This is a genomic window from Algoriphagus sp. PAP.12, assembly GCF_026652115.1.
Taxonomy (GTDB): Bacteria; Bacteroidota; Bacteroidia; order Cytophagales; family Cyclobacteriaceae; genus Algoriphagus.
Window position 1 is genome coordinate 44,600 of the sequence record NZ_JAPPSQ010000012.1, and the last position, 22,536, is coordinate 67,135.

Genomic DNA, 22,536 nt, shown 5'->3' on the forward strand with positions numbered 1-22,536 from the left:
TTGAAGTGATCTTTTTGCAATCACCCTTAGTTATTTGCCTTGGGATTTATAGTTCAAAAAATCAGACAGAGACTTTGGTTATTTCTAAACAAAAAATCTAGCAAAATTAGATAGGAGAGAAAACTTATCTATTTGTTAGATGTAATTGTTTGTAATTCGAGAAAATTAGCGTTTGTCTTCCCAAGGCATGTAGACTACCTTTTTTGTCTCAAAAAAGTCTTCTTTGAAATAGTCCTCCAAATGGTAGGTGACATAGGACTTTCTTGTTTCCTCCAATTCTTCATCTACATCTCCACCTTTGAGGTATAGAATGCCATTGGGGTATTCGTTAAAATCCTCTTTTTTGATTTTTCCTTTGACCCAAGGATAAAAGTTTGCCATTCGGGTCACTGCTCGACTTACCACAAAGTCATACTTTCTTACCAAGGTTTCCGCTCTAGCTTGCTGTGCCTCTACATTGGAAAGTTTGAGTTGCTTGGCTACATCCTTGACTACGGAAATCTTTTTGCCAATGGAGTCTACTAAATGAAAATGGGTGTCAGGAAATAGAATTGCTAAAGGAATTCCGGGAAAACCACCACCTGTTCCAATATCCAGAACTTTGGTGCCTGGCTGGAAGGCCATCACTTTTGCGATTCCCAACGAATGAAGGACATGACGGATGTAAAACTGATCCATGTCCTTTCGGCTGATCACATTGATTTTGGAATTCCACTCGGTATATAAATCTTGAAGTCGATCCAGTTGTTCGATTTGCTTTTCGGTCAAATCAGGGAAATAGGATAGGATCAGCTGTGTTCCTGAATTCATCAGATATGTTTTTCTTTGCCTGCGGCGATTTCGTAAAGTAGCTCCCTGGATCTGTGAAGTTGAGCTTTGACAGTGCCTAGAGGCTTGTCAAGTTCTTGAGCGATTTCTTCATAGGAGAGCTCATCGAAATATCGCAACTGAACCAACTTTCTATATTTCGCAGGAAGTTTGTCCACAAAAATACGAACCATTTCGATTCTTTGGGATTTGATGAACTCATCTTGTGGATTATTGTCATCGTCTTCCACGTCGATGTTGACAGAGTTTCCACTATCATCCGAAAGGGTATTGTTCAAACTCATGGTTTTGAGTTTTTTCTTTCTGATGAAATCAATGGTATTATTTGTCGCAATGCGGAAAAGCCAGGTAGAAAAAGTATAATCTTTTTTGAAGCGATGAAGGTTTTTGAAAGCTTTTGCAAAAGCCTCCATGGTCAAATCTTCTGCATCATCGGCATCTCTGATCATTTTCAGGATCATGAAATAAACGGCCTTTTTGTACCGCTTCATAAGGGTAGCATAGGCTTGCTGATCTTTTTCATCTACCGCTTTGTCGATTAGATCAAAATCTTCCAGTGCCTTATTTGAAAATCCGCGCTCGTTTATTTCCATTGAATGTTTTTTGCCTGATGGGAAACTGATCCCAAAATCCAAAAATAACCTAAATACAAAAAGTCATTGATCAGGATATTTGCAGGAATTTTTGAACCATTGATTTTTTTACTTGCTGAAGAGAAAATCCCCAACAAGAGTAGTGACCTCACTAGAATAATACCGAAAACTAAAAGAAAATGTTCCCAGTTTTGCTCAAATCCGAAATAAATAAGTAATCCAAGGCCTCCAATCCAGAAAAGTGCATGTGAAAGAGTGTAAAAACCGATTTTTCTCTTGTCTTCTCCTCTATAATATTTTCCTGCGTGTAGATGCCTCTTTTTCTGAGTGCGGTATTCTTTCCAGTTTTCTTTAGGTTTGGACCAAGTATTAGCTTCTGGATCCAATACCAATGAGGAGTTTTTGCCTGTAGCGTATTTGTTGACAAATAGATCATCATCTCCGCCCTCAATATGCCATAGGTCTTTAAATGCCTTTACCTCCATGAAGAAGCTTCTTCGATAACAAAGATTTCTTCCCACTCCCATGAAAGGAGATTTCCATAAACCAAAGGATACATAATAAAGAGCAGTCTGAAGGGTTTCAAACTGAATCCATTTGTTTAGGAATCCTTTGGCTTGCTCGTAACCGGAATATCCAATTGAAAATGTCTTGTTCTTTTCTCTAATCGGTTGAGTCATTTTTCTGATCCATTGATCCGATGCAGGTATACAATCTGCATCTGTCAATAAAATGACGTCATTTTTGGCCACTTTGATACCCAAAGTCAAGGCATATTTCTTGGCAGTAACATGATCCGGGGTATATTTGATAGTGACAGAGCGAAGACGTGGATAGATTGCCATCATTTCCTCGATCAGGCGCTTGGTTCGATCTGTACTTCTGTCATTGATGATCATGACATCGTATTTCGGATAATCCTGTTCGAATAATTTGGGAATCAGAGTCTTGAGGTTTTTAAACTCATTATGAGCTGCCACCATTACGGTTACAGGCTCTTCTTCGCCCGAATTGGGCTTAATATTTGGAGTTTTGAAAAAGGCAGTGCGCCCAAAAATCACCAGTAGGTAGACTACCTGAATGATTATTCCAAATCCAAAGAGAAACCAAAGTAAAAAAAGGCCCATAGGTCGATTTTGCTGGGCAAATATAAAAGCAATTTGAGCATTCATTTAAGAATAAGTGGATATTTTTGCAGGCTAAACCCATCAAAACGTGGATTATCTCCACAAGCCAGAAATCAAAAAAGATGAAGTTTACTTTACAGCATGCTGATCCTCAATCCAAAGCCCGTGTGGGAAAACTGGAAACGGATCATGGAACCATCCAAACACCGATCTTTATGCCTGTAGGCACTGCTGCAAGTGTCAAGGCAGTTCATCAGCGAGAATTGAAGGAAGATATCAAAGCCCAGATCATTTTGGGAAATACCTATCACCTGTATCTCCGTCCTGGATTGGATATTCTGGAAAAGGCTGGAGGCCTACATAAATTCAATGGTTGGGATGGGCCGATATTGACTGACAGTGGAGGATATCAGGTTTTTTCTCTTTCGGGAACAAGAAAAATCAAAGAAGATGGGGTGATGTTCAAATCTCATATTGATGGTTCGAAACATCATTTTACCCCTGAGAATGTAATGGATATCCAGCGGACCATAGGTGCTGATATCATTATGGCTTTTGATGAGTGTACTCCTTATCCATGCGAATACGGTTATGCCAGAAATTCGATGGAGATGACCCATCGCTGGTTGGATAGATGTATTGATCGTTTTGATTCAACTGAAGGGAAATACGGATATAGCCAAACTCTTTTTCCAATTGTTCAAGGATCTGTTTATAAAGATCTTCGTCAAAAAAGTGCCGAATTTATCGCTTCTCGGGGAAGAGAAGGGAATGCAATCGGTGGACTTTCGGTAGGAGAGCCGGCTGAGATGATGTATGAGATGACGGAGTTGGTGACTGATATCCTTCCAAAAGATAAACCTCGCTATTTAATGGGTGTTGGGACTCCAGCGAATATTTTGGAATGCATCGCTTTAGGAGTAGATATGTTTGACTGCGTAATGCCAACAAGAAACGCCAGAAATGGAATGCTTTTCACCTCTGAAGGTATCATCAATATTCGAAATGAAAAATGGAAGGATGATTTTACTCCTATAGACCCCACAATTGGAAACTATGCGAGTACATTCTATTCCAAAGCTTATTTGCGTCATTTAACAATTTCTAAGGAGATTTTGGCTGCTCAAATAGCAAGTATTCATAATTTGGCCTTTTATCTTTGGCTTGTCGGACAGGCTCGAGAGCATATCCTAGCGGGAGATTTTGCCGTTTGGAAGGATCACATGGTTAAAAAAGTGAGTACTAGACTCTAATATGAAATTAATCGATAAACTCATCATCAAGGACTTTTTGAAGACCTACTTTTTTGTAGTTCTCATGCTGATCTTGGTGGTGTTGGTTTTAGATTTCACCGAGAAAAATGACAAATACATTTCCAATCAGGTACCAACGAATGAAATACTTCGGTACATGTGGAATTATGGCTTGTATTTGAATAATCTCCTGACTCCAATTACGGTATTCATTTCCGTGATTTTCATCACTTCAAAAATGGCAGGACGAACAGAGATTGTAGCCATTTTAAGTAGTGGGGTCAGTTTTGTTAGGTTGTTAAGACCGTTTCTGATGGGGGCAGCTTTAATTGGAGCTGCTAGTTTTTACCTAAATGGATGGATTCTTCCTGCAGCTACTGAAAGCATGACTGTTTTCAAATTAGTTTACTTAGAAAAGGGTAAAACAACTACAGATCAGAATATTCACATGAAGGTAGGTGAAAATAGCTATGCGTATTTTAGCAGATTTTACAAAACCAGCAATCAAGGATACAATTTCACGCTAGAAACTATCGAAGATGGGAAGTTACTAGCAAAACTGTCTGCAGATAGGATTGAATGGGATACAGCAAAACATACTTGGACTTTGCGAAATTGGAGGTTGAGAGAGCTAAAGGATCGCAAGGAGATTTGGACCGTAGGAGATGACAGGGATACTGTATTATCAATTGTTCCAGACGATTTTGGAGTTCCTGAAAATCACCATGAAACGCTGAAGCTCCCTCAGTTAAGTAGGCAGATTCGGGTATTAGAAGATCGAGGTGCTGATAATGTGGAGTATTATAAAATTGAGCGCTATGTTCGTTTTATGTCTCCATTTGCTGCTCTAATTCTGACATTTATTGGAGTGATCATGTCATCGAGGAAGACTCGTGGGGGATCTGGATTCCAAATTGCAATGGGCTTTTTGCTTGCTTTTTTATATATCCTGTTGTTTTTGCTATCGAGAACATTTGCGGAGAATGGTGCCGAATATCCGATATTGGCAGTTTGGATGCCAAACATAGTTTTTGCTTTGATGGGATTGTTGTTGTACAAAACAGTTCCAAGGTAAATGCAAGGCGGCTCTATCAAAGATTATTTGATGCTACACCTGATTGTATTGATCTGGGGTTTTACCGCTATTTTAGGATTACTGATAACACTTCCAGCTTTAGAATTGGTGTTTTACAGGACGCTGATTGCTTCAGTTGGAGTGCTGATATTAATGTGGTTTCGAACCAAGCCGGTTTTAATTCCTTTTCATGAAATGTGGAAAGTAATTGGGACAGGCTGTTTGATAGCGCTTCACTGGATTCTGTTTTTTGGTTCGGCTAAGGTTTCTACAGCCTCAGTTTGTCTGGCAGGAATGGCTACTACATCCCTTTGGACGGCATTTGTGGAGCCATTTATTAATAGGACTAAGATCAAATGGTACGAGGTTCTCTTAGGGCTGATCGTGATTTCTGGCCTATTGGTCATTTTCAAATTTGAATCAGGTTATTGGTTGGGTTTATCTATGGCTTTGGTTTCTGCCTTTTTAGCAGCTGTTTTTTCCGTAATTAATGGTCGTCTGACTCAGCGACATAGTCCCTATCAAATCACTTTCTATGAAATGGCAGGGGCTTGCATCTTTTCTTTACTTTTTTTACCAGTTTATTCTTTTGGATTCAATGATGGGGAGCCAATTCAATGGGCTTGGCATGGGCTAGATTGGTTTTGGTTATTCCTTTTGGGAGGGGTTTGTACTGTTTATGCTTTTTCTGTTTCTGTGGAGTTGATGAAAAGATTAAGTGTTTTTTCTATCAATTTGACGGTGAACTTAGAGCCGGTTTATGGGATAGTTCTGGCTGTTCTGATATTTGGTGAAAGCGAAAAAATGACTCCAGAATTTTATTATGGGACACTGATTATTTTAATATCAGTATTGATCTATCCAGTGTTGAATTATTGGAATAGGAGAAGGAAAAAGGCTGTTCGGACTTTAGGGTAATAAATCAGAGTTGTTTGGTAAAGTTGAAATAATCAGGATTTACCTCAAGACTTTCAGGCTTTTCATCAAACAGCCCAAACATTGTGGATCCTGAACCAGACATGGCTGCATAATAGGCTCCTGCATTATAGAGTTGTGATTTGATTTCGGCGAGCTCTTGATGATTTTGAAAGATGCTAGCCTCGAAATCATTAACTAATTCCGCTTTCCACCTGGATCTGTCTACTAAAACCTCTTCTAGTTTTACTTTCGGAGCTTCAGGAGTCACTCCGGCATAAGCTTCTTTTGTTCCGATATGGATACCCGGGTTGATTAAGACCAAAAAGCTCCCTTTCAACGAAATGTCGATGGGTTCCAAGATTTCTCCTCTGCCTTTGGCGATTTTTGGAGTGTTCTCTATAAAGAAGGGACAGTCACTTCCTAGATGTGCCGCATATTCTTCCAAGAAAAAATCTTCTAGATGGAGATCGTACAGATTACTCATGAGTTTTAATGCAAAAGCTCCATCAGCAGAGCCTCCCCCCAAGCCTGCTCCCATAGGGATGTTTTTATGTAGATGAATTTTGAGATTAGGCAGGCCTTGAAAATCCTTTCGGAGTAATTGCTGAGCTTTTAGTATCAAATTATCTTTAGGTTCTCCAGGGATCGGAGTGCCAGTGCTTTCCCATCCGCCTTTTTTATCTATAATGATCTCCAGTGCATCATAAAGTGGAATTGGAAACATGCAAGTTTCTATTTCATGGTAGCCATCTTTCCTTTTGGAAATGATGTGAAGTCCTAAATTGATTTTTGCGTTAGGGAATGATATCATCAGAAAAGTTTTGTGACAAAATTAGAGGGAAATTCGAATTCAAAAAGTTTGAAAAATTAATTAAAGAATCTTCAAAAAAATGAACTCTATTTTAATGAAGATGTTGCTAATGATTTTTTCCTTAAAAAAAAGAAAATCTTTTCTGAGAAATATTGAATTTTATGCAAATCAATATTTAATTTTGAAAATAGTGAAAAAATAAAATCTTGATCTAAAAAATAAGAGAAATCTGGATTTTTTAAAGTATAATATTTCGAAAAAAAATATTTTACAATACTTTATATTTTGCTTCTGTAATAAAAAGGCGAATTAAATATTGTAAGTCTGATATTTCGGGAGTAAGTTTGAACCATAGTTCTAAGAGGAACTGTATTCAATTCAAAAAAAATATGAACAGAGTGGTCGTTTTGCTAAGCTTTATTATTCTCATTGGATGTTAATGTGAGGCACTAGACTATTATCTAAAATCAAATAAAAAACATAAGTGCCTCAGCCCAATGAGGCACTTTTTTTATACCCTAATAATTATGACCCTGAAAAAGTACAGTTGGGAAATATCTGATAATCCTGAACATCCAGCAGGCATGGCCATGTTGTATGCGACTGGTTTGTCCGATAAGAAAATGAAACAACCCTTTGTGGGGGTAGCTAGCTGCGGCTATGAAAGCAATCCCTGCAATATGCACCTGAACGACTTTGCCGGTCTGATCAAACAATCCTCTCAGGAATATGATCTGACCGGTTTAGTTTTTAATACCATTGGAGTTTCTGATGGGACGTCAATGGGGACGCTCGGGATGCGATACTCTTTGGTTTCTAGAGAGATCATCGCTGATTCTATTGAGTCATTCATCCTAGGACATTCTTTTGATGGGACGATCGCCGTTGCAGGATGTGATAAAAACATGCCTGGAGCTGTAATGGGAATGATCCGTACAGATAGACCTGCAATTATGGTGTATGGAGGTACGATTGCTTCCGGTCATTATAAAGGAGAAAAATTAAATATCGTTTCTGCCTTTGAGGCATTTGGGAAGCGTGTCAACGGTGCCATTTCTGATGAGGATTATGACGGAGTAATCCGAAATGCATGCCCTGGTCAAGGAGCATGTGGTGGTATGTATACCGCTAACACAATGTCTTCTGCTATTGAGGCAATGGGAATGTCTCTTCCTTATTCATCTTCTTACCCTGCAAATTCTCCTGAAAAATTGAGAGAGTGCCGAGAGGTGAATAAGTATATGAGAATCCTTTTGGAAAAGGATATCAAGCCTAGCGATATCATTACGCGCAAGAGTATTGAAAATGCTGTAGTGGTTGCAATTGCTCTAGGGGGTAGTACCAATGCAGTCATGCATTTAATTGCAATAGCTAGAACTGCAGGAATTGATTTCACTATTGAAGATTTCAAAGCAATCAATGCAAGAGTACCAATGATTGGGGATTTCAAGCCTTCTGGAAAATTCATGATGGAAGATCTTCACGAGCAGGGTGGTGTTCCGGCATTTATGAAGTACATGCTCAATAATGGGTATCTTCATGGAGACTGTCTGACTGTGACAGGTAAAACTCTTGAGGAGAATCTTAAAGATATTGAGCCGGTAACGGTTTCTATGGTTAATGTAATCCATCCTTTGGAAACACCAATCAAAGCTACTGGACACCTATGTATTCTTTCCGGAAATCTTGCTCCAGAAGGTGCTGTAGCAAAAATTACTGGAAAAGAAGGAAGTTCTTTTACAGGACCAGCACATGTTTTTGATTCTGAGCAAGAAGCAAATGATGCAATCAGAGATCATCAAATTCAAAAAGGAGAGGTGATTGTAATCAGAAATATCGGTCCAAAAGGAGGTCCGGGAATGCCAGAAATGTTGAAGCCTACATCTATGATTATTGGAGCGGGTCTTGGGTCTGATGTTGCCTTGATTACTGATGGAAGGTTCTCAGGAGGAACCCATGGATTCGTGGTAGGTCACGTGACTCCAGAAGCATTCTCTGGAGGTCCTATCGGATTGATCAAAGATGGAGATGTGATCACCATTGATGCTGATGGCTTGACCTTATCTGTTGAGGTAAGTGAAGAGGAATTTGCTGAAAGAAAAAAATCTTGGTCTCCAAAGTCCACTGCTGGACTTCAGGGAACTTTGAAAAAATACAACAAACTGGTTTCTACAGCCTCTGAAGGTTGTGTAACTGATAAATTCTAAGCCTATGAAGGGAACAATGATTAGAGGAGCGGACATCGTGGTCCAATCTCTGATTGCGGAGCAGGCGGAAATCATATTTGGCTACCCAGGCGGTGCCATTATGCCTGTTTACGATGCATTGTATGACTATCATGAACAAATTAAGCATGTGCTGACGCGTCATGAGCAAGGAGCAATCCATGCGGCGCAAGGCTATGCACGAGTCTCCGGAAAGGTCGGCGTCTGCCTTGCAACTTCCGGGCCTGGTGCTACCAACCTGATCACAGGTATGGCAGATGCTCAAATAGACAGTACTCCACTCGTCTGTATCACAGGACAGGTGGCGTCTCATTTATTGGGAACGGATGCGTTCCAAGAAACTGATGTCGTTGGTATTTCTATGCCAGGGACCAAATGGAATATCCAAGTTCGTAGAGTAGAAGATATTGCTCCTGCGATTGCAAAAGGATTTTATATCGCTAGATCTGGTCGTCCAGGTCCTGTTTTGATTGATATTACCAAAGATGCTCAGGTTGACTTTGGTGAGATGAATTATACTCCTTGCTTGGGCTTTAGATCATATAGAACTCATATTCCGGTTGAAAAAAATGTAATCCAGCAAGCTGCTGAATTGATTAACAATGCGGAAAGACCTTATGTATTGTATGGTCAAGGTGTAGTTTTAGGAAAAGCGGAAGCTGAATTGAAGTTCTTCTTAGACAAGTCAGGTATTCCTGCGGCCTCAACTTTATTAGGTTCAGGTGCATTGTCTCAGGACCACCCTAACTTTGTAGGAAAGCTCGGAATGCACGGTAATTATGCCCCTAATTTGTTGACAAACAAATGCGATGTTTTGATCGCCGTAGGGATGAGATTTGACGATCGTGTTACCGGGGACTTGAAAAGGTATGCCAAACAGGCCAAAGTAATTCATTTGGAACTGGATGCTGCCGAGATCAATAAAAATGTAAAAACTGAAGTAGCTGTTTTGGGAGATTGCAAAGAGAGTTTGGCAATGCTTACCGATGCTGTGGAAAAGAAGCAACATCCTGAGTGGATCGCAAGATTTAGAGAGTTGGAGCAAATGGAGAGAGAAGCTGTAGTACAGCACGATGTCACTCCAACCAAAACCGGCTTGACGATGGGTGAGGTGATCAATAAAGTGAATCAATACAAAGCAGATGACGCGGTATTGGTTACAGATGTGGGACAACATCAGATGATCGCTTGGAGATACTTCAATTACAAAAAGAGTAGAACACAGGTAACATCCGGTGGTCTAGGGACCATGGGATTTGCTTTGCCCGCAGCTCTGGGAGCTCAATTATATGATTACTCCAGACAGGTGATCTGTGTTGTGGGAGATGGTGGTATTCAGATGACTATCCAGGAATTGGGAGCAATTATGCAGACCAAAGCTCCTGTGAAGATTGTTCTTTTGAATAACAATTACCTTGGAATGGTAAGACAATGGCAGCAATTGTTCTTTGACAAGCGCTATTCTTTTACCGAATTGGATAATCCTGACTTCGTCAAAATTGCTGACGCATATGGGATTGCCGCTCAAAAAGTTACAGAAAGAGGAGATTTGAATGAGGCGATAGAAGATATGTTGATTCACGACGGACCTTATTTCTTAGAAGTTGTCGTGGAAAAAGAAGATAATGTATTTCCTATGATAGCCACAGGTTGTTCTGTGGAGGAAGTCAGATTAAGCTAAAAGAGCCTATGAAGCGTTATACCATCTTTGTCATTACCGAAAACTTTATCGGTATACTCAATCGCATCACTATTATTTTTACCAGAAGGGGGATAAATATCGATGCACTGACAGCCTCTGAAAGTAGACTGGAAGGAATCCACAGAATCACTATTGAGGTGACAGCCTCTGAGGAAACCGTCATTCAGCTCGTCAATCAGATCGAGAAAATCATCGACGTGATCAAAGCATTTTATCATGAAGATGAAGCGGTAGTCTATCAAGAGATAGCCTTGTACAAAATCCCTGTGGCAAAATTGGATGGAGGACTGGAGAAAGTCATCCGTCAGCACAATGCAAAAATTATTGCTGCAGAACCGGAATTTGTTGTATTGGAATTAACTGGACACAAAGAACAAACACAAGAATTGCTGGAGATTCTAAAGGAATATGACCTATTAGAATTTGCTAGATCCGGGAGAGTCGCAGTAGCTAAAAGAATGCTGACAATTGACTCTTTTGTGAAGTAAATAATTGAAAATCAAACTCAAATAATTAATACCTATCTTATTATGAAATTAAAATTTGGCAACGTTGAAGAGAACGTAGTAACCAGAGAAGAGTTTCCTCTGGAAAAAGCACGTGAAGTATTGAAAGATGAAGTAATCGCTGTGCTAGGCTATGGTGTACAAGGTCCAGGTCAAGCTTTGAACTTGAAGGACAATGGCTTCAACGTGATCGTGGGCCAAAGAAAAGGCTCCAAAACCTGGGATAAGGCTGTCGCTGACGGTTGGGTTCCTGGTGAGACCCTGTTTGAATTGGAGGAAGCTTGTGAAAAAGGTACCATTCTTCAGTTTTTGCTATCTGATGCTGGTCAAATTGCCCTTTGGCCAACAGTTAAAAAACACTTGACTCCAGGAAAAGCATTGTATTTCTCCCATGGATTCGGTGTGACTTACAAAGAAAAAACCGGTATCGTTCCACCTGCTGATGTAGATGTGATCTTGGTTGCTCCTAAAGGTTCCGGAACATCTTTGAGAAGAATGTTTGTTGAAGGTAGAGGATTGAACTCTTCTTATGCAATCTATCAAGATGCTACTGGTAACGCTAAAGACAGAGTAGTTGCTTTGGGTATCGGTGTTGGTTCTGGATACCTGTTCGAAACTGATTTCTACCGTGAGGTAACTTCTGATTTGACTGGTGAAAGAGGTACTTTGATGGGAGCTATCCAAGGGATCTTTGCTGCTCAGTATGAAGTATTGAGAGCAAATGGTCACACCCCTTCTGAGGCTTTCAACGAAACAGTTGAAGAATTGACTCAGTCTTTGATGCCTTTGGTAGCTGAGAATGGTATGGACTGGATGTACGCTAACTGTTCTACTACAGCTCAGCGTGGTGCTTTGGATTGGTGGAAGCCTTTCAGAGATGCGACCAAGCCTGTTTTCGAGGAATTGTATGATTCTGTAAAAACTGGTAAAGAAGCTCAGAAGTCTATCGACTCCAACTCTAAAACTGACTACAGAGAGAAGTTGGAAGAAGAATTGAAAGAATTGAGAGAGTCTGAAATGTGGCAGGCAGGTGCTGTCGTCCGTCAGTTGAGACCAGAAAATAACTAAAACCCAAACCTGAAGATTATGAGTGACAAGCTGTGGATATTTGATACTACCCTGAGAGACGGGGAGCAAGTGCCGGGATGTCAGTTGAACACCCGAGAAAAAATTGTGGTGGCGAAAGCTTTAGAAGAACTGGGAGTAGATATTATTGAAGCTGGATTCCCTATTTCCAGCCCAGGTGATTTTAACTCTGTGCAGGAAATATCGAAGGCGGTATCTAATCCAATCATTTGTGCCCTTTCTAGAGCAGTAGAAAAGGATATTGAAGTCGCAGCCGCAGCTCTCCAATACGCCAAAAAAGGGCGTATTCATACTGGGATTGGTGTTTCACCTTATCACATTCAATACAAATTGCGCTCCACCCCTGATGAGATCATTCGTCGGGGAGTGGCAGCGGTTAAATTCGCAAGAAACTTTGTAGATGATGTGGAATTTTATGCAGAGGATGCAGGTCGTTCAGAGCCTGATTTCCTTTGCAAAATCATTGAGGAAGTAATCAAAGCCGGTGCTACAGTGGTCAATATTCCTGATACTACAGGGTATTGCCTTCCAGAGCAGTACGGTGCGATTATCTCTAGTCTGAAAAACAATGTGCCTAACATTGACAAGGCTATCATCGCGACTCATTGTCATAATGATTTGGGAATGGCTACAGCCAATACCGTTGCAGGTGTGCAACACGGTGCTCGTCAAGTTGAGGTTACAATCAATGGTATCGGTGAAAGAGCAGGAAACACTTCTATGGAAGAAGTGGTGATGGCGATCAAATGTCATCAATCTATCCCCGTTCATACGGATATCGTTACTCCAAAAATCTACAATACCAGCCGCTTGGTTTCCAAGTTGATGAATATGCCTGTTCAGCCGAACAAGGCTATCGTGGGTAGAAATGCTTTTGCTCACTCTTCTGGTATCCACCAAGATGGAGTTTTGAAGCATAGAGAAAACTACGAGATCATCGATCCGAAAGAAGTGGGTGTTGAAGAATCTTCAATTGTATTGACAGCTCGTTCTGGAAGAGCTGCCTTGAAGCACCACTTGGATGCTTTGGGTGTTGAGCTCGAAGGAGAAGAGTTAAGACAAGTTTATGAAGCATTCTTGGTTTTGGCTGATTCAAAAAGAGATATCGGAAGAAAAGACTTACTTGAATTGGTAGGTAAGTATATGGATGAATCCAATTTTATTGAATTGGAAAATATTTCATATTCTTCCAATGGTGAAATCAAAGCGGAAGTATCCTTGAAAATCGGAAATGATTCCTATTCAGCTTCTTCTACTGGAGTAGGTCCTGTGGATGCTGTTTTGAAGTCTATCGAGCAAATCGTGAAGCCTCAAGTTGATTTGGAAGAATTTCTGATCCAAGCGATTACCCATGGTTCTGACGATGTGGCAAAAGTTCACATGAGATTGATCAAATCCGACAAGCCTTACTATGGATTTGCTTCCAACCAAGATATCGTTTTGGCTTCAGCCCAAGCATTTGTAGATGCATTGAACAAAATACCAGTCAAAGAATACGCGACTGCCTAATTATGGAAAAGACAACTTTATTTGATAAAATCTGGGATTCCCACGTGGTCAAATCAGTACCAGCTGGCCCAGATGTTTTCTTCATCGATAAGCATTTTATCCATGAAGTGACCTCTCCTGTAGCATTCCTTAACTTGGAAAATAGAGGTATCGGTGTGAAATATCCTCATCGTACCATCGCTACTCCTGATCACAACGTGCCTACGGTAGATCAGGACCAAACTATCAAGGACAAATTATCCCGCATGCAAGTTGAAAAGCTTCGTGAAAACTGTAAAAAGTACGGGATTGAATTGCATGATTTGGGTACTGCCCACCATGGTATTGTTCACGTGATCGGACCTGAGCTGGGTGTGACCCAACCGGGAATGACCATCGTTTGTGGTGACTCTCACACTTCTACTCACGGGGCTTTCGGAGCAATTGCTTTTGGTATCGGTACTTCTGAGGTAGAAATGGTTTTGGCTACGCAGTGTATCATGCAGTCCAAGCCTAAGAAAATGAGAATTTCTGTTGACGGAGAGTTAGGCAAAGGAGTGACATCTAAGGATATCATCTTGTATATCATTTCTAAAATTTCTGCAGCAGGAGCGACGGGATATTTTGTGGAATATGCAGGATCTGCGATCCAAAGCCTATCTATGGAAGCGAGAATGACCATTTGTAACATGTCCATCGAAATGGGTGCACGTGGAGGTTTGATTGCTCCAGATGAAACTACATTCAACTACTTGAAAGGAAAGCAATATGCACCTCAAGGGGAAGAGTGGGACAAAGCGGTAGCATATTGGAAGACTTTGAAAACAGACGAAGGAGCTACTTTCGACAAGGAATATAACTTCGACGCTGCTGATATCGAGCCGATGATTACCTATGGTACCAATCCGGGCATGGGAATCAAAGTGGTAGGTAACATTCCTTCAACTGAAGGTATGGAAGGATCCAACAAAACTTCTTATTTGAAATCTTTGAACTACATGGGCTTCGAGCCAGGTGAGCCTGTGAAAGGTAAGCAAGTAGACTATGTGTTCGTAGGGTCTTGTACCAATGGTCGAATCGAAGATATCCGTGCAGTTGCTGAATTTGTAAAAGGACATAAAAAAGCAGACAATATCACGGCTTGGATCGTACCAGGATCTAGAGAAGTAGAAAAACAAGCTCATGAAGAAGGTTTGGTGAAAATCTTGGAAGAAGCAGGTTTTGAATTGCGTCAGCCTGGTTGTTCTGCTTGCTTGGCAATGAACGATGATAAGATTCCTTCTGGGAAGTATGCAGTTTCTACCTCTAACAGAAACTTCGAAGGTCGTCAAGGACCGGGAGCGAGAACCATGCTGGCATCTCCTCTGACTGTTGCAGCAGTCGCTGTAACAGGTAAAATCACTGATCCTAGAGAGGTTTTTGAAAATTAAAAAGTAGAAAAAATGGCTTACGATAAATTTACAGTATTGACCAGCACAGCAGTTCCATTGCCTACAGAGAATGTGGATACTGATCAAATCATCCCTGCTCGTTTCTTGAAAGCAACAGAAAGAGCCGGATTTGGTGATAACTTGTTCCGTGACTGGAGATATGACGTAGAAGGAAATCCTAAAAAGGACTTTGTTCTTAACGACCCTACTTACAGTGGGAAAATCTTGGTTGCCGGCAAAAACTTCGGTTCTGGCTCTAGCCGTGAGCACGCTGTTTGGGCAATCTATGATTATGGATTCAGATGTGTAGTTTCCAGTTTCTTTGCAGATATCTTCAAGAATAACTGCTTGAATATTGGAGTGCTTCCAGTTACAGTTTCTCCTGAATTTGCAGATAAACTTTTGGCTGCTATCGAAGCAGACCCAAGCACTGAGATCGAAGTCAATTTGCCTGAGCAAAAGATCACTCTTTTGTCAACTGGTGAATTTGAATCTTTCGATATCAACGAGTACAAGAAAAGTAACATGCAGAACGGTTTTGATGACATCGACTATTTGTTGAACATGTCTACCGAAATCGATGCATTTGCTGCTGATCGTTAGGCGATCCGAACCCAATTCGAATTAGAATGACGGCTAATCGCAAAATAGAAATAATGGATACAACCCTGAGGGATGGTGAACAGACCTCAGGAGTTTCCTTTCTGCCTTCAGAAAAACTCCAAATAGCAAAGCTCCTGCTCGATGAATTGAAAATTGATCGGATTGAAGTTGCTTCTGCAAGAGTTTCTGACGGAGAATTGGAAGGTGTTCAGAAAATTACCCAATGGGCTGCCCAAAAGGGGTATTTGGATCGTGTGGAGGTATTGGGCTTTGTAGATACGCCTGCTTCTGTGGATTGGATACTTTCAGCAGGAGCCAAAGTAATGAATTTGTTGACCAAAGGTTCTTTGAATCATTTGGTTCATCAATTGAAAAAAACTCCCGACCAGCATTTCTCAGATATTGAAAAATCAATCAACTATGCCAGAGAGAATGGCGTAGCGGTTAATGTCTATCTGGAAGATTGGTCCAATGGCATGAGAAACTCAATAGATTATACCTTGAGTTTGATTGAGTTTTTGACCAAGCAACCTGTTGTTCGGATTATGCTTCCTGATACACTGGGATTGCTTTCTCCTGATGAGGTGAGGGAGTTTTTTGATTTAATTCGGGAAAAATTCCCAACCGCCCATTTCGATTTCCACGCACACAATGATTACGATCTATCAGTAGCCAATGTCATGGAAGCATTGCTTCATGGCGCATCTGGACTTCATACCACGATCAATGGTTTGGGAGAACGTGCCGGAAATGCACCTTTGGAATCAGTGATTGCCGTAATCAAGGATTTTACAGACTTGGAGATTGGAGTTCAGGAACAAAAAATCTTCCGCGTATCCAAATTAGTAGAGCAGTTTTCAGGACAACATATTCCAGCAAACAAACCGGTAGTTGGTGAAAATGTATTCACGCAGACTGCAGGAATTCACGCTGACGGAGACAATAAAAAGAACCTGTATTTCAATGACCTGATGCCAGAGAGATTTGGTCGTCAGAGAAAATATGCTCTGGGGAAAACTTCTGGCAAGGCTAATATTTTGAAGAATTTGGAGGAGCTGGGCATTTCATTGGAGAAAGATGAACTGGCCCGAGTAACTCAGCGAATCATTGAATTAGGGGATAAAAAGGAACGGGTGACTACCGAAGATTTGCCTTATATCATTTCTGATGTGCTGCAAAACAATTCCATCTCCAAGCATATCAGCATTGAGGGCTATCACATGACCCATTCCAAGGGCTTAAAGCCGACTGTTCAGCTGAGAATGAAAATTCATGGGAATTTCTATGATGAAATCGCTACCGGAGACGGTCAGTATGATTCTTTCATGAAAGCTCTGAAAAAGATCTATAAAACGTTGGGAAGGGAGCTGCCAAAATTGACAGATTATCATGTGTCCATTCCCCCGGGAGGAAAAACCGACGCCTTTGTGGAGACGGTGATTACTTGGGATTATGGCAAAATATTCAAAACGAAAGGCCTGGATGCCGATCAAACGGTGGCTGCGATGATGGCTACCGAAAAAATGCTCAATATCATCGAATCAATTAATTATAATCCAGAAAAAGAAGAATCCACTTACTATGGAAATGAATATCGCACTGTTGCCGGGTGATGGCATCGGTCCAGAAGTGATTGCTCAGGCAGTCAAAGTTGTAAAAGCTGTTGGACAGAAATTTGGTCATGAAATCAGTTTCAAAGAAGGAGTAGTTGGTGCTGCGGCAATCGATGCTACCGGTGATCCTTATCCAGATGCGACTCACGAAATTTGTGCTGCGGCTGATGCGGTACTATTCGGAGCAATTGGAGATCCTAAGTATGATAATGATCCTAAAGCGAAGGTTCGTCCGGAGCAGGGATTGTTGAGAATGCGTCAGAAATTAGGTTTGTTCGCCAATGTTAGACCTACTTTTACTTTTCCTTCTTTGGTGCATAAGTCTCCATTGAAATTGGATAGAGTGGAAGGTGTAGATTTCGTTTTCTTCAGAGAATTGACTGGTGGTGTTTATTTCGGTGAGCCAAGAGGAAGAAATGAGCAAGGTACCAAAGCATTTGATACCAATGTGTACAGTAAAGAAGAGATCACTCGTTTGGCGAGAATGGGCTTTGAGGCTGCACAAAAAAGAAGAAAAGTTTTGACTTGCGTGGACAAGGCCAACGTGATGGCAACTTCCAGATTGTGGAGAGAAACTGTTCAGGAATTGGCAGCTGAATATCCAGATGTAAAAGTGGAATACGAATTCGTTGATGCTGTAGCAATGCGATTGATTCAATGGCCAAAAGCATATGATGTATTGATTACTGAAAACCTGTTTGGTGATATTTTGACTGACGAGGCATCTGTGATTTCAGGTTCTATGGGCTTGATGCCTTCAGCTTCTTTGGGTTCAAATGTGAAATTGTTTGAGCCGATTCATGGATCTTATCCTCAGGCTGCTGGAAAAGATATTGCTAATCCTTTGGCAACGGTTCTTTCGGCTGCTATGATGTTTGAATATGCATTCGACATGAAAGAAGAAGCCAAAGCGATTTCAGATGTAGTGAATCTTTCTCTAGCTGAAGGAGTGGTGACAGAAGATATTGCTGAAGGTGGGAAAGCTTACAAAACTTCAGAAGTCGGCGATTGGTTGGCTGCGAAGATTTTGGGGTAAATAAACCGAAAAGACTAGCTATTCGAGATTTTTAATCTCGAATTTCAATTACTAAAAAAAAATCCACCTCGTTCGGAGGTGGATTTTTGTTTTCAAGGTTTTCTGACTCTGACAAGCATTCCGTTTTCTGTGTTCAGATTGTTTCTTTCTACCAAAAGAAGAATATTCCCATCTTCTTCTTGGACTAAATTTCGAATCCTTCCTTCCAAATAAAGCCCATATGTTTCCTCGGTTTTGGGGTTATATTTTAGGAGTCTTCGAAAGGCTAATGAAGGAATAAGAAAATGACCGTTCCATTCCGGAAAATTACTTTTTTCAACCAAAATTGCTGATGAAGGAGCAATTGCCTGCCCTCCATCATTGGTTGGTACAGTCCAAAAATGTTCAGGTAAGATTGAAATTTCTTTAGCTGAGTCTTCTGAAACACTAGAAATTTTTTGCCCATCATAATGTATTCCATAAGTAAATATTGGCCAACCGTAATTCCTCCCCGGAGTAATAATATTTAATTCGTCTCCTCCTTTCGGTCCATGCTCTATTCCATAAAGAGTTTGAGTTTCCTTGTCAAAGACAAGTCCTTGCACATCTCGATGTCCATAACTATAAATCGAGCTAACACCTTTTTTTACATCAATTATTGGGTTGTCACTTGGAATAGACCCATCTTGATTTAGCCTATGGATTTTACCCCAGTCTTCATTAAGATCTTGGGGAACAAGGATCGGATTAGCCAAAGTCGTATAGTCAGATGATCCAATGTTTAAAAAGAAATGTGTGTCATTTTGCCAAACTATCCTCATTCCATTTCCATAATAACCCTCAGTACTCGATGAAAATATGACTTCCATCAATCTTACTTCATTATCAATAAGTTGAAACCGGGCAACTTTTGCTTTCGAGTCCGGAGCGAAATAGGCAATATAAACCCAGGAGACTTCAGGGTATTTGGGATGTAAACTTAGGTCCATCAGTCCTCCATGAATGATCATCGGAAGGCCCGGATCATCAAAAGTCAAAACCTCGGGAGCCCCTATAATTTCTTTAAGACTTGAGTTTTTAAATCTGAAAATTTTACCGATTCTGTCTGAAACTAAATAGTCGTCTTTACCTAGAATTCCAATTCCAAAAGGAATTACCAATCCTGAGGTAAGTGTGTCCGTTGTGAATTTGTCAATACTGATTGGGTAGGGAGAATCTGGAACAGTGATAACGGTGGGTTTGGTACAAGCAGTAGCTAAAAGAAAACCTAATGCTATTACACCTACAAAATTTCTACCCCGTTTCATGACTTAGTTCCTCGCAGGGTTGATCATGATATGTGCACGGTGTGTTCCTGGATTCATAATCCAAGGCAATCCCGGTCCGGCAGGACTCAAAGGAAGTCCAGTGCTCTCAGCTGTAGCCCAAGGAATATAAATCACAGATCGGGTATAGGTATTGTTGGCCTCTCCTATAGCCCAATTCACATCAGCTTCATCTGCAGTCAAAGCATTTAATACGCTTCCTTGATCAGGCAATTGAAGTTTTCCGGCTTTGGATTCTGCTTCCCTGATATCAAAGATTTCCTGAAAAGATTTTCCCTCTTTTTTGAGTTCCCATCCTCTGGTCATAAATGGCTGAGCTGAAATATGATAGCTTGCAACACTAAGGCCTTCGCGGTTCGGGTCATCACCTAAGCAAACTGTTTGGTTTGATCCTTGGCGCAATAGAATGATGTCTCCAGTGGGATCATATCCATAAACTGTGGCATTTTCCCGTTGATCCTCGGGTGCGGCTAGTAAAGCCATTTTGATTTGAATTTCTTTGGAAGGAGCGGTTTGGCCAAAGCTGGAAACAGCAGTAAAAATCAACAAGATGCTTAGAAATGCTTTCATAACAGTATTTTTGGGTTTGTAACAAGTTAGTCAACCCAAATCAACTCTCCAAGGATTGATGATTGTGGTAATTTTAATATTCTAGAGAATTGCAGCTAAGACCTATTTCCTACCTTTTTACTATTTCCTATTTCGGTGCCCGTTACAAAGGCTGGGCAATCCAGAAAGGGCAACCTACTATTCAAGGTAAGATTGAACGAGTTTTACGGTATGTTTTGGGGCATGAGGATTTTACCATAATCGGAGGAAGTAGAACCGATTCAGGGGTTAGTTGTAAGCAGGGTTATTTCCAGATTTTCTTAAAAGTTGAGGTTGATTGGCAAGAACTGATTCCCACATTAAATGAGAATTTAGGAGGAGAGATTTTGATCCACGGGGTAAAACAGGTGGATAGATCTTTCAATTTGATTCAGGAAATTCAAAAGAAAACCTATCTATATTTCTTTGCGCGTAAGGCTGATCATGCCTTTTCATCCTCCTTTGTAGTTCCTGTTTTCAAGGATTTGAGATTGGATCAAATGAATCTGGCCGCCAAAGCATTTGAAGGAAGCTATGATTTTAAGGCTTTTTGTACACCATCGGATACAAAATCAAATTTTACCCGAACAATAAATTTTGCTGATATCCGGCTTGAAAAGGGATTGGGTATAGATTTTTTTCAGGATAAAATCTATTGCTTTGAAGTCGAGGGAGAGGGTTTTTTGCATCATCAGGTTCGGAAGATGATGCGGGCGATCTGGTATGTCGGTGCTGGAGAATGGAGCTTGGAGGAAATTCAAAATAGGCTTTCCAATCCAGATTCAGATTGGGAAAAAATACCTGCCGCGCCAGCTTATGGCTTATTTCTTTGGGAAACTCGGCTTAAATAAATCTCCAGGCATTTTATGAAGTGAACTTTTCAACCTTTCAACTTTTTCACTTTCCAACTCTATTTTCCGTACCTTTGCACTCTCAAATCGACAAATAGCAGTGAAAGCGAGAACATTAAAAAAAGATAAGGTCAATATCATAACTATGGGATGCTCCAAAAACTTGGTGGATTCTGAAGTGCTTTTGACCCAGTTGAAAGGAAATGGAATCAACGCCAGCCATGAGTCCAATACCGATGACAACAATATCATTATTATCAATACTTGCGGTTTTATAGATAATGCAAAGCAGGAATCCATCGATACCATTTTGCAATATGTAGATGCCAAAGAGCAAGGTTTGGTTGATAAGGTGTATGTGACCGGTTGTCTTTCTCAGCGCTATAAAGACGATTTAGAAAAAGAAATCCCTCAAGTGGATGCCTTTTTTGGAACCCGTGATTTGCCGGCAATCTTGAAAAAATTCAAGGCAGATTACAAGCATGAATTGGTAGGAGAAAGATTATTGACGCACTCTTCTCACTATGCTTACATGAAGATTTCCGAGGGTTGTGACCGTCCCTGCTCTTTCTGCGCTATTCCTTTGATGAGAGGTGGACATATTTCCAGACCAATTGAAGAGTTGGTAAAAGAAGCAGAGCATAAAGCCGCCCAAGGAACCAAAGAGCTTTTGTTGATTGCGCAGGATTCAACCTATTATGGGTTGGATATTTATAAAAAGAGAAACTTGGCTGAGTTGATGCGTAGACTTTCTGATGTCAATGGCATCGATTGGATCCGTTTGCATTATGCTTACCCAACCGGTTTCCCGATGGATGTGATTGAGGTGATGAAAGAGCGAGATAACATCTGTAACTATCTGGATATCCCTTTACAGCACGGTTCAACGGATGTTTTGAAAGCCATGCGTCGTGGTACCACCAGACAAAAGCAAGAAGACCTGATCCATAGTATCCGTGATATTCTTCCTGATATTGCTATACGTACTACCTTGATAGCCGGACACCCAGGAGAGGGCGAAAAGGAATACCAAGAAATGGTGGACTTTGTGGAGCGAATGAAATTTGAGAGATTGGGAGTCTTTACCTATTCCCATGAGGAAAATACGCACGCTTTCACCATGGAGGATTCTATTCCTCAGGAAGTGAAGCAAGAGCGAGCCAATACCTTGATGGAAATTCAGGAGCAAATCTCTTATGATTTGAACCAGGATAAAGTTGGAAAGACCTTCAAAGTTCTGATTGATAAAAAAGAAGGTGGTCATTTCGTAGGCCGAACAGAATACGACTCTGTGGAAGTGGATAATGAAGTTTTGATTGATGCCACCATAGATTATTGCCGAATTGGTGATTTTGTAAATGTAAAAATCACCGAGGCAACAGAGTTTGATTTGTATGGCTCGGTAGTAGAGTAAAGTCTTGAAAATATAAGCTACTTCTCTGGAAGTAGCTTTTTTAATTTGCGGTTATTCTGTTTCTCCGGATGTAGTACCACGGGTA

At 40.7% G+C, this 22,536-nt stretch carries 20 protein-coding genes; 14 read left to right on the top strand and 6 right to left on the bottom strand.

Going from position 1 to position 22,536, the window contains the following annotated elements:
• Nucleotides 1-165: 165 nt before the first annotated feature.
• The 3 genes from rsmG to O0V13_RS14565 are packed head-to-tail and all read right to left on the bottom strand — an operon-like array spanning nucleotide 166 to nucleotide 2,548.
• Entirely contained in the window at nucleotides 166-810 is a 645-nt protein-coding gene (gene rsmG / locus O0V13_RS14555) for a 16S rRNA (guanine(527)-N(7))-methyltransferase RsmG (protein WP_268035697.1), read from the bottom strand.
• Nucleotides 810-1,421, bottom strand: coding sequence for a sigma-70 family RNA polymerase sigma factor (locus O0V13_RS14560; protein WP_268035698.1), 612 nt, complete (start codon nucleotides 1,419-1,421; stop codon nucleotides 810-812). The genes rsmG and O0V13_RS14560 overlap by 1 nt, the downstream gene beginning before the upstream one ends.
• Nucleotides 1,412-2,548, bottom strand: coding sequence for a glycosyltransferase (locus O0V13_RS14565; RefSeq protein WP_268035699.1), 1,137 nt, complete (start codon nucleotides 2,546-2,548; stop codon nucleotides 1,412-1,414). The genes O0V13_RS14560 and O0V13_RS14565 overlap by 10 nt, the downstream gene beginning before the upstream one ends.
• Before the next feature lie 122 nt (nucleotides 2,549-2,670).
• On the opposite strand from O0V13_RS14565, the gene tgt reads away from it, so the two are divergent.
• Genes tgt through O0V13_RS14580 form a run of 3 tightly spaced genes read left to right on the top strand, consistent with a single transcriptional unit; the run spans nucleotide 2,671 to nucleotide 5,794 of the window.
• Entirely contained in the window at nucleotides 2,671-3,801 is a 1,131-nt protein-coding gene (gene tgt / locus O0V13_RS14570) for a tRNA guanosine(34) transglycosylase Tgt (RefSeq protein ID WP_268035700.1), read from the top strand.
• 1 nt (nucleotide 3,802) lies between these two features.
• Nucleotides 3,803-4,876, top strand: coding sequence for an LptF/LptG family permease (locus tag O0V13_RS14575; RefSeq protein ID WP_268035701.1), 1,074 nt, complete (start codon nucleotides 3,803-3,805; stop codon nucleotides 4,874-4,876).
• Nucleotides 4,877-5,794: a DMT family transporter gene (locus O0V13_RS14580; RefSeq protein ID WP_268035702.1), complete on the top strand. Its 918-nt coding sequence runs from the start codon at nucleotides 4,877-4,879 to the stop codon at nucleotides 5,792-5,794.
• 4 nt (nucleotides 5,795-5,798) lie between these two features.
• On the opposite strand, the gene ispE is transcribed toward O0V13_RS14580, so the two are convergent.
• Nucleotides 5,799-6,605, bottom strand: coding sequence for a 4-(cytidine 5'-diphospho)-2-C-methyl-D-erythritol kinase (gene ispE / locus O0V13_RS14585; RefSeq protein ID WP_268035703.1), 807 nt, complete (start codon nucleotides 6,603-6,605; stop codon nucleotides 5,799-5,801).
• A 527-nt stretch (nucleotides 6,606-7,132) separates the two neighbouring features.
• On the opposite strand from ispE, the gene ilvD reads away from it, so the two are divergent.
• From ilvD to leuB, 9 genes are read left to right on the top strand one after another with little or no spacing between them, the layout of a single operon-like run.
• The gene (ilvD, locus tag O0V13_RS14590; RefSeq protein WP_268035704.1) at nucleotides 7,133-8,812 is read left to right on the top strand and encodes a dihydroxy-acid dehydratase; all 1,680 of its coding nucleotides are present in this window, start codon (nucleotides 7,133-7,135) and stop codon (nucleotides 8,810-8,812) included.
• Nucleotides 8,813-8,816: 4 nt separating this feature from the next.
• A complete protein-coding gene (gene ilvB, locus O0V13_RS14595) occupies nucleotides 8,817-10,511 on the top strand; it encodes a biosynthetic-type acetolactate synthase large subunit (protein ID WP_268035705.1) in 1,695 nt (564 codons plus the stop codon).
• 8 nt (nucleotides 10,512-10,519) lie between these two features.
• A complete protein-coding gene (gene ilvN / locus O0V13_RS14600; RefSeq protein ID WP_268035706.1) occupies nucleotides 10,520-11,020 on the top strand; it encodes an acetolactate synthase small subunit in 501 nt (166 codons plus the stop codon).
• A 42-nt stretch (nucleotides 11,021-11,062) separates the two neighbouring features.
• Nucleotides 11,063-12,106, top strand: a complete 1,044-nt coding sequence (gene ilvC, locus O0V13_RS14605; protein WP_268035707.1) for a ketol-acid reductoisomerase — start codon at nucleotides 11,063-11,065, stop codon at nucleotides 12,104-12,106.
• A gap of 18 nt (nucleotides 12,107-12,124) precedes the next feature.
• On the top strand, nucleotides 12,125-13,633 hold the full coding sequence (locus tag O0V13_RS14610) for a 2-isopropylmalate synthase (RefSeq protein ID WP_268035708.1): 1,509 nt from the start codon (nucleotides 12,125-12,127) through the stop codon (nucleotides 13,631-13,633).
• A gap of 2 nt (nucleotides 13,634-13,635) precedes the next feature.
• Nucleotides 13,636-15,042 (top strand): 3-isopropylmalate dehydratase large subunit, encoded by a 1,407-nt coding sequence (gene leuC, locus O0V13_RS14615; RefSeq protein WP_268035709.1) that lies wholly within the window; start codon nucleotides 13,636-13,638, stop codon nucleotides 15,040-15,042.
• A gap of 12 nt (nucleotides 15,043-15,054) precedes the next feature.
• A complete protein-coding gene (gene leuD, locus O0V13_RS14620) occupies nucleotides 15,055-15,645 on the top strand; it encodes a 3-isopropylmalate dehydratase small subunit (protein ID WP_268035710.1) in 591 nt (196 codons plus the stop codon).
• 26 nt (nucleotides 15,646-15,671) lie between these two features.
• Nucleotides 15,672-17,258 (top strand): alpha-isopropylmalate synthase regulatory domain-containing protein, encoded by a 1,587-nt coding sequence (locus O0V13_RS14625; protein WP_268035711.1) that lies wholly within the window; start codon nucleotides 15,672-15,674, stop codon nucleotides 17,256-17,258.
• A complete protein-coding gene (leuB, locus tag O0V13_RS14630) occupies nucleotides 17,227-18,294 on the top strand; it encodes a 3-isopropylmalate dehydrogenase (RefSeq protein ID WP_268035712.1) in 1,068 nt (355 codons plus the stop codon). Before O0V13_RS14625 ends, leuB begins: the two co-directional genes overlap by 32 nt.
• Before the next feature lie 92 nt (nucleotides 18,295-18,386).
• On the opposite strand, the gene O0V13_RS14635 is transcribed toward leuB, so the two are convergent.
• Nucleotides 18,387-19,580, bottom strand: coding sequence for a PQQ-dependent sugar dehydrogenase (locus tag O0V13_RS14635; RefSeq protein WP_268035713.1), 1,194 nt, complete (start codon nucleotides 19,578-19,580; stop codon nucleotides 18,387-18,389).
• Between the two features lie 3 nt (nucleotides 19,581-19,583).
• Entirely contained in the window at nucleotides 19,584-20,168 is a 585-nt protein-coding gene (locus O0V13_RS14640; RefSeq protein ID WP_268035714.1) for a hypothetical protein, read from the bottom strand.
• Nucleotides 20,169-20,257: 89 nt separating this feature from the next.
• Between O0V13_RS14640 and truA the strand changes: the two genes are divergently transcribed.
• Both truA and rimO read left to right on the top strand, forming a co-directional pair.
• Entirely contained in the window at nucleotides 20,258-21,037 is a 780-nt protein-coding gene (gene truA, locus O0V13_RS14645; RefSeq protein ID WP_268035715.1) for a tRNA pseudouridine(38-40) synthase TruA, read from the top strand.
• A 100-nt stretch (nucleotides 21,038-21,137) separates the two neighbouring features.
• Nucleotides 21,138-22,451 (top strand): 30S ribosomal protein S12 methylthiotransferase RimO, encoded by a 1,314-nt coding sequence (gene rimO, locus O0V13_RS14650; RefSeq protein WP_268035716.1) that lies wholly within the window; start codon nucleotides 21,138-21,140, stop codon nucleotides 22,449-22,451.
• Nucleotides 22,452-22,536 lie beyond the last annotated feature (85 nt).